The sequence below is a fragment of the Sphaerisporangium sp. NPDC005289 genome, from assembly GCF_040607455.1.
Lineage (GTDB): Bacteria > Actinomycetota > Actinomycetes > Streptosporangiales > Streptosporangiaceae > Sphaerisporangium > Sphaerisporangium rhizosphaerae.
In genome coordinates, this window is sequence record NZ_JBEXGS010000029.1 from 78,267 (window position 1) to 93,615 (window position 15,349).

19 protein-coding genes are annotated in these 15,349 nt (G+C 71.6%); 10 read left to right on the forward strand and 9 right to left on the reverse strand.

Translation table 11 applies throughout. The annotated features are described in order from the left end of the window. Positions 1-124: 124 nt before the first annotated feature. Positions 125-685 carry a sigma-70 family RNA polymerase sigma factor gene (locus ABZT47_RS35075; RefSeq protein WP_354851998.1) on the reverse strand — a complete coding sequence of 187 codons (561 nt, stop codon included), beginning with the start codon at positions 683-685 and terminating at the stop codon, positions 125-127. Positions 686-857: 172 nt separating this feature from the next. On the opposite strand from ABZT47_RS35075, the gene ABZT47_RS35080 reads away from it, so the two are divergent. The 3 genes from ABZT47_RS35080 (at position 858) to ABZT47_RS35090 (ending at position 2,649) form a co-directional block, all read left to right on the forward strand. After that, positions 858-1,499, forward strand: a complete 642-nt coding sequence (locus ABZT47_RS35080) for a class I SAM-dependent methyltransferase (protein ID WP_354852000.1) — start codon at positions 858-860, stop codon at positions 1,497-1,499. 243 nt (positions 1,500-1,742) lie between these two features. Further along, on the forward strand, positions 1,743-2,075 hold the full coding sequence (locus ABZT47_RS35085) for a PadR family transcriptional regulator (RefSeq protein ID WP_354852002.1): 333 nt from the start codon (positions 1,743-1,745) through the stop codon (positions 2,073-2,075). Positions 2,076-2,079: 4 nt separating this feature from the next. After that, the gene (locus ABZT47_RS35090) at positions 2,080-2,649 is read left to right on the forward strand and encodes a DUF5313 family protein (RefSeq protein ID WP_354852004.1); all 570 of its coding nucleotides are present in this window, start codon (positions 2,080-2,082) and stop codon (positions 2,647-2,649) included. Between the two features lie 187 nt (positions 2,650-2,836). On the opposite strand, the gene ABZT47_RS35095 is transcribed toward ABZT47_RS35090, so the two are convergent. From ABZT47_RS35095 to ABZT47_RS35110, 4 genes are all read right to left on the reverse strand, one after another. Then, the gene (locus ABZT47_RS35095; RefSeq protein WP_354852006.1) at positions 2,837-3,724 is read right to left on the reverse strand and encodes an SAM-dependent methyltransferase; all 888 of its coding nucleotides are present in this window, start codon (positions 3,722-3,724) and stop codon (positions 2,837-2,839) included. Positions 3,725-4,067: 343 nt separating this feature from the next. Continuing rightward, complete coding sequence (locus ABZT47_RS35100; protein ID WP_354852007.1) at positions 4,068-4,637, reverse strand: NAD(P)H-dependent oxidoreductase; 570 nt, start codon at positions 4,635-4,637, stop codon at positions 4,068-4,070. 447 nt (positions 4,638-5,084) lie between these two features. Further along, on the reverse strand, positions 5,085-5,228 hold the full coding sequence (locus ABZT47_RS35105) for a hypothetical protein (protein WP_354852009.1): 144 nt from the start codon (positions 5,226-5,228) through the stop codon (positions 5,085-5,087). A gap of 163 nt (positions 5,229-5,391) precedes the next feature. Further along, a complete protein-coding gene (locus ABZT47_RS35110) occupies positions 5,392-5,907 on the reverse strand; it encodes a hypothetical protein (protein WP_354852011.1) in 516 nt (171 codons plus the stop codon). 128 nt (positions 5,908-6,035) lie between these two features. Between ABZT47_RS35110 and ABZT47_RS35115 the strand changes: the two genes are divergently transcribed. After that, on the forward strand, positions 6,036-7,085 hold the full coding sequence (locus ABZT47_RS35115) for an alpha/beta hydrolase-fold protein (protein ID WP_354852012.1): 1,050 nt from the start codon (positions 6,036-6,038) through the stop codon (positions 7,083-7,085). A gap of 35 nt (positions 7,086-7,120) precedes the next feature. Here the strand turns inward: ABZT47_RS35115 and ABZT47_RS35120 are convergent, their stop codons facing one another. From ABZT47_RS35120 to ABZT47_RS35130, 3 genes are all read right to left on the reverse strand, one after another. Then, a complete protein-coding gene (locus ABZT47_RS35120; RefSeq protein WP_354852014.1) occupies positions 7,121-7,423 on the reverse strand; it encodes an antibiotic biosynthesis monooxygenase in 303 nt (100 codons plus the stop codon). A 405-nt stretch (positions 7,424-7,828) separates the two neighbouring features. After that, on the reverse strand, positions 7,829-8,410 hold the full coding sequence (locus ABZT47_RS35125; RefSeq protein ID WP_354852016.1) for a DinB family protein: 582 nt from the start codon (positions 8,408-8,410) through the stop codon (positions 7,829-7,831). Positions 8,411-8,566: 156 nt separating this feature from the next. After that, positions 8,567-9,421, reverse strand: coding sequence for a metallophosphoesterase (locus ABZT47_RS35130; RefSeq protein ID WP_354852063.1), 855 nt, complete (start codon positions 9,419-9,421; stop codon positions 8,567-8,569). A 175-nt stretch (positions 9,422-9,596) separates the two neighbouring features. Between ABZT47_RS35130 and ABZT47_RS35135 the strand changes: the two genes are divergently transcribed. From ABZT47_RS35135 to ABZT47_RS35160, 6 genes are all read left to right on the forward strand, one after another. Then, positions 9,597-11,243 carry an ABC-F family ATP-binding cassette domain-containing protein gene (locus ABZT47_RS35135; protein ID WP_354852018.1) on the forward strand — a complete coding sequence of 549 codons (1,647 nt, stop codon included), beginning with the start codon at positions 9,597-9,599 and terminating at the stop codon, positions 11,241-11,243. Between the two features lie 139 nt (positions 11,244-11,382). Further along, on the forward strand, positions 11,383-12,372 hold the full coding sequence (locus ABZT47_RS35140; protein ID WP_354852020.1) for an NlpC/P60 family protein: 990 nt from the start codon (positions 11,383-11,385) through the stop codon (positions 12,370-12,372). A gap of 133 nt (positions 12,373-12,505) precedes the next feature. Then, the gene (locus tag ABZT47_RS35145; protein ID WP_354852021.1) at positions 12,506-12,790 is read left to right on the forward strand and encodes a DUF6458 family protein; all 285 of its coding nucleotides are present in this window, start codon (positions 12,506-12,508) and stop codon (positions 12,788-12,790) included. 204 nt (positions 12,791-12,994) lie between these two features. Next, on the forward strand, positions 12,995-13,387 hold the full coding sequence (locus ABZT47_RS35150) for a ChaB family protein (RefSeq protein ID WP_354852023.1): 393 nt from the start codon (positions 12,995-12,997) through the stop codon (positions 13,385-13,387). 92 nt (positions 13,388-13,479) lie between these two features. Further along, entirely contained in the window at positions 13,480-13,905 is a 426-nt protein-coding gene (locus tag ABZT47_RS35155; protein WP_354852025.1) for a hypothetical protein, read from the forward strand. Between the two features lie 2 nt (positions 13,906-13,907). Then, on the forward strand, positions 13,908-14,171 hold the full coding sequence (locus ABZT47_RS35160) for a DUF4235 domain-containing protein (protein WP_354852026.1): 264 nt from the start codon (positions 13,908-13,910) through the stop codon (positions 14,169-14,171). Positions 14,172-14,347: 176 nt separating this feature from the next. Here the strand turns inward: ABZT47_RS35160 and ABZT47_RS35165 are convergent, their stop codons facing one another. Further along, the gene (locus ABZT47_RS35165; RefSeq protein ID WP_354852028.1) at positions 14,348-15,346 is read right to left on the reverse strand and encodes an SDR family oxidoreductase; all 999 of its coding nucleotides are present in this window, start codon (positions 15,344-15,346) and stop codon (positions 14,348-14,350) included. Positions 15,347-15,349 lie beyond the last annotated feature (3 nt).

The following is a 15,349-nucleotide window of genomic DNA, read 5'->3' on the forward strand; positions in this document are numbered from 1 at the left end:
TCCGCGTGAGCCCCCGGCCGTGCGAGTGCGGCGGGTCAGGCCATGCCGGACGGCTTGGCGGAGACCCCGTGCCGAGTTCGAGCGCACCGGTTTCCGCGTGAGCCCTCGACGGTGTGAGCCCGGGTCAGGTCAGGGCGGGGGAGGGCGTGGGGCGCTCGCGTCTTCTGAGGTGGTCCAGGGCGTAGTGCTGCCGGGACTTGGCGGTGCCGACGGGGATGCCGAGGTCGTCGGCCGCCTCCCGGAGGGTGCGTCCGCGCAGGTAGGTGTGCACCAGCACCTCCCGGTGCTCCGCCGACAGCGAGCCGAGCATCTCCGCGACCGCCACCGAGGCCACCACGGCGTCCGCGTGGTCGCGCTGGGTGGGGTCGAACATGTCGGCGCCGGTCACCTCGTGCCGGTGGAACCCGCTCCTGGACCGGTCGATCACGAGGTTGCGGGCGACCGTGAGCAACCAGCCCCGGACCGACCCCTCGCCGTCGCGCAGCCGCTCGGCGTTGTGCCAGGCGCGGACCATGGTCTCCTGCACGATGTCCTCCGCCAGATGGCGGTCGTTCAGGAGCTTCTCGGTGTAGGCCAGCAGGGCCTTCTCATGCTCTCGCACGAGGGTGCCGAGATGGCGTTCCCGTGTGCCCTCCGCATTCTCCTGCGGCGCGGCCGACGGGGTGCGCGATTGGGACGTTCTCATATTCCCTTCCAGAGGGACCACAGGCCGATCCGTGGCGGATGATCGCGCCGCCACGTGGGGGGGCGCGCGGCCGGGGCCGTGAGCCGGGCAGAGCTTAGGTCGACGCCACTGCCGAAAAAGTGCTGAAATCGGTCATAGGGACGTTCCGCCGTGTCGGTCGGGTGGTGAGGCCATGGATTGGCGTGACGCCGGGCTGATCGGAGTCCTGTACGACGTCGGGATCGAGCACAGGTGGCTGGGCCTGATCGGCGGGCGTGCGGTGTGGGGCGCGGACCTGCGGCGCCACTACCGCGACATCGCCACGCTCGGCTCGTCGGCGGGCCGCGGAGCGCGGGTGCTCGACGTCCCGTGCGGGGGAGGCGTCGCCTTCCGGGGCATCCCCCGGGACGGCTCGTGGCGGTATGTCGCGGTGGACCTCGCGCCGGTGATGCTGCGACGGGCGCGGGCCGTCGCGGAGCGTCACGAACTCGCGAATCTCGCCCTCACGCAGGCGAGCGTGACGGCGCTGCCCTTCGCCGGCGCGACCTTCGACCTGTGCCTGAGCTACTTCGGCCTGCACTGCTTCCCCGACCCGGCCGCGGCGCTCGCGGACATGGCGAGGGTGCTGCGGCCGGGCGGGCTGCTGAGGGGGACGTCGGTGGTGCGCGGTGGCGGTCGGCGGCAGGACGCGGCGATCGCGGTCCTCCGGCGCTTCGGCGTCTTCGGCGAGGTGGGGACGGCGGCGGACCTGGCGTCCTGGCTCGAAGCGGCGGGACTCGGCGAGATCGCCGTCGACCGCGACGGCGCCGTCGCGTACTTCACCGCCCGCCGCTGACCGTCCTCGCGTGCCGGAGGCCGCACCTGATCGCCCGTGCCGTCACCCTCGCACCCCGTCCCGGCACCCGCTCGCTTTCGTGAGCCGCCGCCGCACCCGCCGCCGATCGTCCCCGCGTGCTTCGCCGGCCCCGCGTGCGGCCGACCCGTTGGGGCCGTGTCGTGTGGAGGCCGACCCGTGTGGAGGCCGTGCCGTAGATGCCGGCCTCTTGTGTGATACATCGTTTGGCGATATATATCGGATATGGCGTTGCGTGAACAGAGCTATCTGATCCTGCTGGCTCTTGCCGAGGGGCCTTCGCACGGGTACGGGGTGATCAAGACCGTGCGCGAGGTGTCGGAGGGGCGCGTCCGCCTTGGGCCGGGCACGCTCTACGGCGCCCTCGACCGCCTCGCGACCGAAGGGCTGGTGCGCGTGAGCGGCGAAGAGGTCGTCGACGGCAGGCACCGGCGCTACTACGAGCTCACCGGTCCGGGCGAGGATCTCCTCACCGAGGAGACCGCGCGCCTGGTCCGTCTGGCCGCCGGCGCACAGCGGCGGCTCAACCTGCGTGCCCGACCAGGGATGGGGGTGTGACCGAGTGGACGCCTACGAGCGCGCCGCCAGGCGGCTCATGTTGGCCTACCCTCAGCGTTTCCGCGAGTACCGCGGCGACGAACTGCTCGCGACGCTGCAAGATCTGGCCGAGCCCGGCCAGAGCCGGCCGACTCTGCGCGACTCGCTCGACACGGTCCGTGGAGGCATCGCGCTGCGCTTTCGTGAGCATCCACGGCTCGTCGCCTGGCTGCGCTATCGCCTGCTCGACCAGCGCCTGCCGTACGAATACCGGTGGTGGGCACGCGACGACCTGCTGAGAGGGCGCCGCGCGTGGCGTGCCACCGTGCGGACCGCTCTGTCGCCGGTCGTGGTGCTCGTGCTGCTGTGGATGACCGACGGGCCGCGCCCCTGGGGCTTGCTGCCGGCGGTACTGGTGGGACCGGTGGCGGTGTGGGTCATCAGCTGGCTGGAGGACGAGCGGCGGCGGCGCAAACTGCTGGCCCTGCACGAGTTCCGTGCGGACGGCACGCCCATGCCGCCCGTGTCGCCCGGCCGGACCAGCGGGTGTTCGGGATACCCGCGCCCGACGAGAGGGCGGCGGGCCGGGGCGTGACCGCTGGGAGATGGGGCCGGCGTCGACCCGGCCGGTGACCTCGTTCCGCGTGGCCCGTCCGAGCCGCTTGGCCCGTCCGAGCCGCTTGGCCCGTCCGAGCCGCTTGGCCTGTCCGAGCCGTGTGACGACGCGGACGGGCCACGCGACGGGTCATGCGGAGGGTGGCCGGAGGAGGAGGTCCGGCGGGTCAGGACTTGTAGGCCACGCCGCCGACGCAGGCGACCTCGGCCGCCTGGTTCCACAGGCCCGGGTCGACGCGCCACCGGGACACCGAGACGATGCCGGGTTCGAGCACGGTGAACCCCTCGAAGTAGCCGGCGATCTGCTCGGGGCTGCGCGGGGTGTAGCCCACGACGTCGGGCCCGGCGTTGTGGCGCCGCAGCGCCTCGACGTACGACGGATCGGTGTCGGCGCCGTCGTAGAGCGCCAGGTAGCTGCCCGGCGGCAGGGCGTCCATCAGCCGGTTCACGATCGAGCGGGCCTCGTCGTAGTCGGGGACCAGGCCGAGGATGCCCATCAGCATGAGCGCTGTGGGCTTGGTGAAGTCGAGCGTCTTGGCCGCCTCCGCCAAGATGAGCTCAGGGTCGCGCACGTCCGCCTCGATGTAGTCGGTCGCCCCCTCCGGCGTGCTGGTCAGCAGGGCTTGGGCGTGCACCAGCACCAGGGGGTCGTTGTCGACGTAGACGATGCGCGACTCCGGGGCCAGGCGCTGGGCGACCTCATGGGTGTTGTCCACCGTGGGCAGGCCGGTGCCGATGTCCAGGAACTGCCGGATGCCGGCCTCGTCGGCGAGGAAGCGCACCGCGCGGGTGAGCATGTGACGGGAATGTCGGGCGATGTCCACCATGCCGGGGAAGACTTCGCGGACCTTGTCCCCGGCCATCCGGTCGACCGGGTAGTTGTCCTTCCCGCCCAGCAGGTAGTTCCAGATGCGGGCGGAGTGCGGGACCGAGGTGTTGATGCGCGGCGGCGCCGGACGCTCAAGGTCGTCCGGCGTGTTGGCCGGGACCTCCGTCTCGGCTGCCGGGAGCTCTGTCTCGGACGCGGGATTCGAGGGGGTGCGGTCCTCGGCCATGGGGAAGCCTCCTGCATTGCGTTGGTTCTGCTCGGAGGGTACGCCGGTCGGAGCGCGGCGGCGTACGGCCCGGACGGGCCCGTGCGACCCGTACGGGACGACCCCCAGGTCAGCGCGGCAGAAGGAGGAACAAGGCCGGAAAACGCGAGATCCCCGGGCGAGGGCCCGGGGATCCGGCGAGGCGGCGACCGGGCCGCCTCGCCGATGTCCGTCCCCGGTCCGGGTGACGTCCGTCGCGGCTGAGGCGATGTCCGTCCCCGGTCGGGGTGACGTCGTCGCGGTCAGAACGGCGTTCGTCCCGGGTTGCGGGTGACGTCGTCGCGATGGGGGCGGTGCGGCCCGTTCAGGCGGCGACCGGCCGGCGCAGCGAGGACAGCGCCTTGCTCCAGGCGACGACCTGGTCGAGCATGGTGTCGACGGCCGCGGTGTGGTACGAGGCGGGCGCGAACTGGCTGTAGTTGACGAAGTCGGTCATCAGCGACAGGGCCACCTGGGCGCGGACGTCGGCCACCTGCAGTTCGCCCATGATCAGGCGCAGGTGCTCGACCGCGCGGGTGCCGCCCACACTGCCGTAGCTGACGAACCCGGCCGCCTTGTTGTTCCACTCGGCGTAGAGGAAGTCGATGGCGTTCTTCAGCGCACCCGAGGTGGAGTGGTTGTACTCCGGCGTGACGAAGACGTAGCCGTCGAAGGAAGCGATCTTGGCCGCCCACGCCTTGGTGTGCGCGTTGGCGTACTGGCCCATGGAGGGCGGAATCGCCTCGTCGAGGTGCGGCAGGTTGTACTCGGCGATGTCGACCAGCTCGTACTCGGCGTCGCCGCGGTGCTTGGCGATGTCGTAGACCCAGTTGGCGACGGCCTCGCCGTTACGGCCCGGGCGGGTGCTGCCGAGGATGATGGCGATCTTGGTCATGGTGGTCCGAATCCCTTGTCTGTCTGCTTCGTGGCCCATCGGCCCGTGGTTGCCACAGGGCGCTCTGAGGCGGCTGATCCGCACATCATTGACGTGTCAGAAGTTGCTGCGAGGAATACGCTACCCAGCAAATGATGTCACGTCAACAAACGATGGCTGGAGCCTATCGTGCCTGGTGGACAGCATGAAGACGACCATGGTGCGGCGTGAGACGGCATCCAGGAGGCGGCTGGGGCGGACGTCGATCGCCTGGCGAGCGAAGAAGGGAATCCCGAGCCTGGCACCCGCCGCTTGGGCGGGACGACCGAAAGGGGCGCAGGGGCCGCCCTTGCCGGGGCGGGCGGCCGGAGGGCGGAGATCCAGGGCGCCGACCATCGCCGGAGCGGCAGGAGGGGGGAGGAGATCTCAGCGGCGCCCGCCGCGGGCGCGGACGGGCGGGAGAACCGCCTACCGGGTGACGGCGTCGGCGAAGGTGCCCTCGCGGCGGATGGTCTGCCAGCGCAGCCGTACGCCGAGCACGGCGGTCGCCACCGACTGGATGACCACCAGGTACATCAGCTGCCGGTAGACGAACTGCTGAAGTGGCAGCACCCAGAGCACCGAGACGCGTTCGCGGTCCAGCCGCGGCGCGAACCACCCGGTCGGTGCCTGGAGCCGCCCTGCGGGAGGGTGTCCGTGGACGGCCCGGCGAGCGGGGCAGAAGCGGTCGGGACGGGGGCCGGCGGGTGCATCTGGACGCCGGCCACGTGCGGATTCACTTCTTGTGGCCGTGTGTTCTGTCCGGGTCGAGGCCGGGGGGCTGCTTGGTCCTGCCCGGAGGCGAGGGGGCGTCGGTCGCGGTGCTCGTCGGGGTGGGGGTCGGCTCATCGACGGGCGCCGAGCCGGTGGGACTCGCGGAGGCGCTGGACGTCGGCCTCGGCGTGCGCCTGGGGGAGGGCGCCGGGGGACGGGCGGGCGGGCTGGTTCGGTGACTCGGCCGGGCCGTGGCCGTCAAGGGCTCCTGGACGAGCGTGGCGGAGCGGCTCGGCCTCGGCGCGGACGACGAGGAGCGGGATGAGGTGACGAGCGGAGCGTCGGAGGGCCTGGGCCCGTTCTCCGGCCAGCCGATGGCGGTGATCGAGGTGCCGGTGAACGCTCCTCCGACCAGGATCGCCATGCACCCGATCAGCAGCGTGCCGGCGACGATGCCGACGACCATCAGCAACCGGGCGCGGCGGCCGCTGTGGTCGACGAACACCGCCGTGTCGGAGGGAGAATGCGCTTCGCTCACCGGGGAGATGGTAGTGACATATGTCCACTTCTGTGGTCATGTGGCGCCGATGTTACCGAGTTCAGAAAGCGGGGGAGGCGCGCCAGGGAGGTTCGTGATACGCATGTGAGGGCCTAAGGAGGATGCCGATGTTGCCCTGGCAGGCTGACCTTGCGGGACGGCTCGACGAGCACGTGTTCGACAGCGAGCTGTTGCGCGGGAACCCGCTGAAGGACCCCCACCAGCGACCCCTGTGGGTCTACGTGCCGCCGGGCTACGACGACGAGCCGGAGCGGCGCTACCCCACGGTGTACGTCATCCAGGGCTACACCGGTCACGTGGCCATGTGGCGCAACCGCACGCCGTTCCGGCTGCCGTTCCCCGAGGCGGCCGACCATGTCTTCGCCATGGAGCAGGCCCCGCCGGTGATCATGGTCTACGTGGACGCCTGGACGGGTTATGGGGGCAGCCAGTTCGTCGACTCGCCGGGCACCGGCCGCTACCACTCCTACCTCTGCGACGAGATCGTGCCGTGGGTGGACGCGCACTACCGCACCCTCGCCGGCCGCGACCATCGCGCGATCACCGGCAAGTCCAGCGGCGGCTTCGGCGCGATGATCACCCCGATGCTGCGCCCCGACCTGTTCGGCGCCTTCGCCACCCACGCGGGCGACACCCTCTACGAGTTCTGCTACCTGCCCGAGTTCGCGGACGCCGTGCGCCACCTGCGGGCCTACGACGGCGACATCGGGCGATGGTTCGACGCCTTCCTCGGCCGCACCGCCTTCACCGACCCGGCGGACGGCACGCTGCTCGGCGTCCTCGGCTGTTCGTCGGCGTTCTCGGCCGCCGAGGACGGCACACCCGAGCTGCCGTTCGACCCGCGCACCGGGGTGCTGCGGCCGCAGGTCTGGCAGCGCTGGCTCGACTGGGACCCCGTGCGCATGGTCCCGAAGTACGCCGAGGCCATGCGCTCGATGCGCGCGGTGTGGATCGACGCGGGAACCCGGGACGAGTTCAAGCTCGACATCGGCGCGCAGGCGTTCCGGGAGGCGCTGCTCGCCCACGGCGTCTCGGAGGAGATCATCCGCTTCGAGCTGTTCGACGCCGGCCACGGCGGCATCGACTACCGCTACACGCTGTCACTGGCCTGGCTGGCCGAGCGCCTCCAACCCGGAACCGCCCCGCCTACCCCGTAACGGCACACCCCTGAGCCGGAGCGGCACTTCGGCGGTCAGGTCGGCAGTTTGGCGGCGAGGACGTCGACCCGTTCGACGGTCGGCGGCCGGACGAAGAGCTCGTCCGCCCTTTCCATCAGGGTCGCCGCCACCTTGCCGCTCAGGTGCGCCTGCCGCCCGGTGTCCTCGGTGAAGGCGTTGAAGATGCCGTACGTCGCGCAGTTGATGCGCAGCGCGAACCACATCGGCGGGTCGGAGTCGTCCTCGATGCGGCCGAGGCTCTCGCGCAGGAAGCTCTCGATCTCCGCCTCTTTGCCCGGCCGCGCGTGGACGCGCACCAGCAGGCCGACGGTCAACATCGGGCATCCCTCCTCCCGCTGGCCCGTGCTCCGGAACGCCTTCTCCGTATTAAGGTCCTACCCGGCGTAGGAATACGACGAACAACCATAAACCGGAAGTTGCCCGCCCTTGGTGGACTCCGGGACGAGCAGGGGAACCCCCGGCCGGGTCACCCGGACGCGGGGCACCAAGCCGGGGGCCAGAGCGGGTGGTGAAGGCGCAAGGCAGGGAGCCGGGCGCGACATGCCGGCGTGCCGAGTGCGCGACCAGGTCCGCTGGTGCGCTGTCCACGAACGTTCACCGGCTCGGGCGCCGTAGCAGGCGCCGGCATCGCCGTACCACGACCCGCCGACCCGGCGCCGATCACCTCCAGCACGTGGCCGGGGATGGAGAGCCGCGCCCGGTGAACGTCTGTGGTCACCGCACTAGGCGTGGTCGGTCGGGGGTTTCCAGGGCTGGAGCCAGGGGGTGGCGGGCCAGCCTTCGGCGGCGGCCATGAGCGGGAACGCGGCGGCCCCGTCGATCGACTCGCGCACGATGTCGGCGTGGCCCGCGTGCCGTGCCGTCTCGGTGATCAGGTGGAGCAGGACCCAGCGGACCGACCATGCCTCGACGTCGTCGGGGAACCACGGCACCCCCTTGGGCACCGGGACGGCCTGCCCGAGATCGGGGATGCCGGCGATGGCGGCCTCGGTCTCCTTGGCCACCTGGTCGTACAGGTCGAGGACCTCCGCCAGCGTCTCGCCGGGCGCCAGGCGGAAGTTGGCCTCGTACTCCTCCTCGGAGTCGCCGCCCGGCCGTTGGAGCACCATGGCGACCCAGCCGCGCTCGACGGTGGCGGCGTGCTTGATCAGGCCGCCGACGCTGAGGGAGGAGGCCGACGGGGTGGCCCGCGCCTGCTCCTCGGTGAGGCCGTGGGCGGCGAGGCGCAGCACGTACCTGTGCTGGGCGAGGAAGGCGAGCAGCCCCTCGCGCTCGTCCGCGATGGGAGGAACCTGTCCGGGCATGAGAAGCACACCTCTCGGCAGAGCGGCGGATGGGAACGTCGCGCGCGCGACACTCGCATCATCGCAGCCAGGTCCGACAGAATCCGGGGTCCGGCGGCGGAAACCCAGAGGTGGGACTGGGTTCGGAGACGGGGGAGTGCCGGGAGAGGCCGGGGCTCAGGCGTGGGACAGGTCGGGGAAGACGTGGCGGAGGGAGTCCATCCCGGGAACGTTGTACATGTGGCGCTCGCGCGGGTAGCCCAGGGAGACCTCCTGGAAGCGCACGCCGTCGTACCAGGTCGTGCGCGGGATGTGCAGGTGCCCGTAGATCACCGTCGCGGCGTTGTAGCGCAGGTGCCAGTCGGCGGTCTCGACCGTGCCGCACCACTGCGCGAACTCGGGGTGCCGCAGGACGTCGGTGGGCTCGCGCACCAGCGGGAAATGGTTGACCAGGACGGTCGGGATCGACGGGTCGCGTGACAGGAGGCGCCGCTCGGTCTCGCGCAGCCGGGCCCGGCACCAGGCGTCGCGGCTCGGATACGGGTCGGGGTGGAGCATGAACTCGTCGGTGCACACCACCCCCGCCTGGTACGCCCCCGCGAGCGCCTCCTCCTTGGTGGTGCCGGGCGCGCGGAAGGTGTAGTCGTACAGCAGGAACAGCGGCACGATGGTCACCGGGCCACCGGGGCCCGTCCACACGGCGTACGGGTCCTCCGGGGTGAGCACGCCGAGGCGGCGGCAGATGCCGACCAGGTGGCGGTACCGCGCCTCGCCGCGCAACTGCACGGGGTCGTCCTTCGGCGTCCAGAGCTCGTGGTTGCCCGGGGTCCAGATGACGGTGGCGAAGCGCCGCGCCAGCACGGTGAGCGCCCATTCGATGTCGGCGACGAACTCGCCCACGTCGCCGGCGATGACGAGCCAGTCGTCGTCGGACTGCGGCCGCAGGCGTTCGACGATCTCGCGGTTCTCGGCGTAGGCGACATGCAGGTCGCTTATCGCCATCAGGTTGCCGCCGTCCGCGCCTCCGATCATCACACGGCGATCGTAGCCGGGATCTCCCTGACCGGTCATGCCGCGACGGGCGGCGCACCCGCCATCCCATGGCGGGTAGGGGTGGGCAAAGGGGGGAGGGGGCGGCCGAGCCGTCGCCGCGGAATCGCCCTGCGGGTTGTGCGACGGTGTGGTCCGGGCCGGATAGCGTTTGGGCATGAGCGCCACCATCGTCGCCAAAGATCTCGCCGCCGGGCACGGCGACCGGGCCCTGTTCTCCGGGCTGAACCTGGTCGTCGCCCCCGAGGACGTGATCGGCCTGGTCGGGGTGAACGGGGCGGGCAAGTCGTCGCTGCTGCGCATCCTCGCCGGCATCGCCGCCCCTGAGCAGGGGTCGGTGCAGCTCAGCCCGCCCTCCGCGGTGGTCGGCTACCTGCCGCAGGAGCCCGAGCGCAGGCCGGGGGAGACCGTCGCGGCGTTCCTCGCCCGCCGCACGGGCGTCGCCGCCGCGCAGCGCGACCTCGACGCGGCCACCGAGGGCCTGGTGGAGGGCCGTCCCGGCGCGGACGACGCCTACTCGGCCGGCCTGGAACGCTGGCTCGCCCTCGGCGGCGCCGACCTGGCCGAGCGCGCGGAGGAGGTCGCCGCCGAGCTCGGCCTGGCCGTGCGGCTCGACCAGCCGATGACCTCGTTGTCCGGCGGCCAGGCCGCCCGCGCGGGCATGGCGTCCCTGCTGCTCAGCCGGTACGACGTCTTCCTGCTCGACGAGCCGACCAACGACCTCGACCTGGACGGCCTCGACCGGCTCGAGCGCTTCGTCAACGGGCTGCGCGCGGGCACCGTGGTGGTCAGCCACGACCGCGAGTTCCTCGCCAGGACGGTGACCAAGGTCGTCGAGCTCGACCTTCCCCAGCAGCAGGTGCACGTCTACGGCGGCGGGTACGAGGCCTACCTCGCCGAGCGGGAGGTCGCCCGCCGGCACGCGCGCGCCGAGTACGAGGAGTTCGCCGACACGCGGGCGGCGCTGCAGTCCAGGGCTCTGACGCAGCGGGCGTGGATGGAGAAGGGCGTGAAGAACGCCCGCCGCAAGGCCACCGACAACGACAAGATCGGCCGCAAGTTCCGCAGCGAGGCGACCGAGAAGCAGGCGGCGAAGGCCCGCCAGACCGAGCGCATGATCGAGCGGCTGGAGGTCGTCGAGGAGCCCCGCAAGGAGTGGGAGCTGCGCATGGAGATCGCCGTCGCGCCCCGGGCCGGCGCGGTCGTCGCCACTCTGCGCGGCGCCGTGGTCAGGCGCGGCGCGTTCGCCCTCGGGCCGGTCGACCTGGAGATCGGCTGGGCCGAGCGCGTGGCGATCACCGGGGCCAACGGAGCGGGCAAGACGACGCTGCTCGCGGCCCTGCTCGGCCGGGTGCCCCTCGATGAGGGCCACGCCGCTCTCGGCCCCGGCGTGGTGGTCGGCGAGGTCGACCAGGCGCGCGGCATGTTCTTCGGGGACGAGCCGCTCATGTCGGCCTTCGGCGCCGCCGTGCCCGACATGGCGCCGGCCGACGCGCGCACGCTGCTGGCGAAGTTCGGGCTGAGGGCCGCGCACGTGCTGCGGCCGGCGGCCACCCTGTCGCCCGGCGAGCGCACCCGGGCGGCGCTCGCCCTGCTCCAGGCGCGCGGGGTGAACCTGCTGGTGCTGGACGAGCCCACCAACCACCTCGACCTGCCGGCCATCGAGCAGCTCGAGTCCGCGCTGGACTCCTACCCCGGCACGCTGCTGCTGGTCACCCACGACCGGCGGATGCTGAAGGCCGTGCACACCACGCGCCACCTGCGGGTGGACGGCGGCAAGGTGCGCGAGGCCGCCCAGACCTGACGCCCGCGCTCGCGGATCCCGATTGGTGTGAACCGGTGGGGCCGGTCCCGCGTACCTCATGGCGCGAATCGCCGTGCCCTGGCTTCCGCGTGCCGTGGCAGCCCCGGGTACGGCGCGGGTCGATCGGGAAGGGGTCTCCGTGCCGGTGCGCAGCATCCGCAAGGGGCTGGTCCCGGCGGCGGCCGCGCTGGCCGCCGCCGTGCTGCTCACGTCTCAGGGAAGCGCCGCCGCCGAGCCGCGCCCCACCATCGCCCAGGCGAAGGCGCGCCTGACGAAGTTGCAGGACCAGGCGGACGCGATGGTCGAGCGCTACAACACCGTCAACGAGCGCTACAAGGCCGCCAGGAAGAAGTACCGGCAGCTCGACGGCGAGCTGGGCCGCGAGCGGGGCAAGGTCGAGGACCTGCGCCGGAGCGTCGTGTCGGCGGCCTCGAACCTGTACCAGTACGGGGAGATGACCAGCGTGTCCGGCATCATCAGCCAGGACGACCCGTCAGGGCTGCTGTCCGCGCTCGCCGTGGCCAACCAGGTGTCGGAGGGCCAGGCGCGCACGCTGGAGGAGTTCGACGTCGCCACGCGCGGGCTCCAGGCCAGGCGCGGCAAGGCCAAGACCGCCTACGACGACATGGCCCGGACCCTCGCCGAGGTGGGCAAGGAGAAGAAGAAGGTCGAGAAGCTCGTCGGCGAGCAGGAGAGGCTGCTGCGGCGGCTCAACCAGTTCAACGCGGGCAACCCCGACAGCCGGGGCATCCGCTACGACGGCCCGGCGTCGGGCAATGCCAGGGTGGCGCTGCAGTTCGCCTTCGCCCAGGTGGGCAAGCCGTATCGCTGGGGGGCGACGGGGCCGGGCGCGTACGACTGCTCCGGTTTCGCCCAGGCGTCGTGGGCCAAGGCGGGGGTGAGGCTGCCGCGCACCACCTACCAGCAGTGGGCGTGGGGGGCCCGCCGCCGGGTCTCGCTGAACGACCTGCAGGCCGGCGACCTGCTGTTCAGCAACGGCCTGGGACACATGGGCATCTACGCGGGCGACGGCAAGATGGTGCACGCCCCGCACACCGGCGACGTGGTGAAGGTGGTGGCGCTGGACTCCTACTGGCGCGGCCGCCTGATGGGCGCCGTCCGCCCCTGACACCCGCGCGCGCCTCCGTGCGCGCCTCCGTGCGCGCCGGCTTTTTGCGGAGTTCTCCGAGCTTGAGGCGGGTTCGACGTTTGAGATTCGTGTGCGGGAAAGAAGGGGGGCGAGGAGCGAAGGAGGCTTTTCCATGACCATAGCCGGAAGCATCTTCCTGATCATGCTCGGCGCCATTCTCACATGGGCCGTCGAGTTCGACCTCGCGGGCGTCGACATCAACGTCGTCGGTGTGATCCTGATGCTCGGAGGCATCGCCGGACTGCTGTTCGGCATCTGGCGTCTGACGAACGTGCGCCGCACCGCCGTGACCCGGACGACCCCCGTCAGCACAGTGCCGGTCAACCCCGTGACCCCGGTCGACAGCACGCGCACCCAGGTGTACGAGGAGCGGCGCTACGACGACCCCATGATCTGACCTCGGACGTGGCCGCTGGGACGGCGGCGGAGGCCGCGGCAGGTGCCGTCCAGTACGGACGTGTCATGAAATGTCATGGCCTGCTCCACACGTGTGCCGGGTTGCGCAAAGTTCGCGACCCGGCACGCGCGAGCACCGCGCCGCCGGGAACGTCAACCGTCGTCCCAGCGAGCGGGTCCGTCGAGTCACAAGGAGGCACACGCCATGCCGGGAAAGCAGGAACTTCCGTCCACGATCGAGCGCTCGCCGAAGAAGGCGCAGGAGACCTGGATCAAGGCTCACGACTCGGCCGTCGAGACCTACGGTGAGGGGGAGCGGGCGCACCGCACCGCCTTCTCCGCCCTGAAGCACTCGTTCGAGAAGGTCGGCGACCACTGGGAGCCCAAGAGCAAGAAGGGTCCCTCCGACGCGCAGGCCGCTCGGAGCACCCCGAAGCAAGGCAAGACCGCCGAAGGCGTCGACGCGAACGCCAGCAAGAAGCACCTCGCCGAGGTCGCCGCACGTCTTGGCATTCCAGGCCGCTCCAAGATGGACAAAGAGGAGCTGGTCGAGGCCATCAAGAAGGCCAACCGCCGGGCCACCGCCAAGGCGCGCTGACCGGTGCGCCAGTGTCCCCTGCCGGTGCGGGGATCCCACGTTAGAGCCCTCTTCCGGCGGGTAGCGGGGGGTCCACGGCAAAGGAGGACACGATGGCGGACACCACGGGCCGCGCGCACGACGCGCTGGTCGATGTGAAGAAGAACGCGGGCGACCTCGCGGTCAAGGCCGGCGACAAGGCCGGCGTGCTGGCTTCCAAAGCCGGCGACGTGGCGGGGGACCTGGCGGCCAAGGCGGGGGACAAGGCCGGCGACCTGGCGGCCAAGGCCGGCGACAAGGCCGGCGACCTGGCCGCCCGAGCGGGGGACAAGGCCGGCGAACTGGCCGCCAAGGCCAAGAACAGCGACCTGGCGGGCAAGGCCGGGGAACTCGCCGACAGGGCGCGCTCCACCATGCCCGACGAGGTGAAGGACGCCGCCGACAAGGTGGTCACCCAGGCGAAGAACCGGCCGTGGGTGACCGCGGCCGTTGCGGCCGGCGCCCTGCTCCTGTGGAGGATGCTGCGGAGGAAGAAGTAACCGTGAAGAAGCTCGCCTACAGGTCCGTGGGAGCGCTGTCCGGCATGGCCGGCGGCTTCGTGTCCAGCTTGATCTTCAAGCAGGTCTGGAAGCTGGTGGCCGGCAAGGACGACGCTCCCCAGGCGACCTCCAAGCAGTACGGCTGGAGCGAGGTCCTGGTCGCCGCGGCCATCCAGGGAGCCATCTTCGGCCTGGTCAAGGCCGCGATCGACCGCGCCACCGCCGAAGGCGTCCAGAACGCCACCGGCGAATGGCCCGGCGACTGACACCTCGGCCGCACCGCGGTTCCCCCACTCCGACCGAAAGAAGCGCCGGCGCCCCACAGGGCCCGGCGCTCTTTCGTGGGATCTGCCGGAAAAGCTTCGTGGGATCTGCCGGGGAAGGGCGCATGAGAAAAGGCCGGCCCCTCGGGGCCGGCCTTCGGGATCGGGTGAGGGTCGGGTCAGCGGCGGGTGGCGAGTCCGGCGGCGGTCGCGGCGGCGGCGGTGGCCAGGGCGGTCACGACGAGGGTGCGGTGCTGGGAGAGCCACACCTGGACGCTGTGGTCCTTCGAGCGCCCGTCGAAGCTGCCGTGGGCGCCGTAGTCGCGGCCGTCGTCGGCGGGTTCCCACAGGTTGGCGACGCCGGTCGGCCGCTTGTCGTCGGTCTGCTGCGACTTGACGCCCGTCCTGCCGAGGTAGCGGTCGATCAGGCCGGGGGCGATCCGCTCGCCGATGATGGTGGCCGCGGTGCTGCCGCCCACCCAGTACTCGCGCCGGGCGGGGTGCTCGGCCGCGAACACGACGGCCTGGGCGGCGACCTCCGGCTGGAAGATCGGCGGGACGGGCTGCGGGTGGCGGCGCAGCCGCGAGAGCACCCAGTCGAACTGCGGCGTGTTGACCGCCGGCAGCTGGACCATGGTGATCTGGACGTCGCTGCCCTCGTTGAACAGCTCGGTGCGGACCGACTCGGTGAACCCCTTGATGGCGTGCTTGGCGCCGCAGTAGGCGGCCTGCAGGGGAATGCCGCGGTAGGCCAGGGCGGAGCCGACCTGAACGATGGTGCCCTGGTTGCGCGGGCGCATCCGGCGCAGCGCGGCGCGGGTGCCCCACACGTACCCGAGGTAGGTCACCGCCGTGGTGCGCTCGTACTCGGCCGGCTCGACCTCGGTGAACGGCGCGAACACCGAGGAGAAGGCGACGTTGATCCACACGTCGATGGGGCCGAGGTCCTTCTCGATCTCGTCGGCGACGGCCTCGACCTGCTCGTGGTCGGCCATGTCGGCCGGGTAGACCTTGGCGGTGCCGCCTTCGGCGCCGGCCTCGACGGCGGCGTTCGCGAGGCCGGTCTCACCGCGCGCGATGAGGGCGATCTTCGCGCCCCTCTCGCCGAGCATTCGCACCACCGCGCGGCCGACGCCGCCGCTGGCGCCGGTCACCACGACGACCTTGTCCTTCAGCACGTC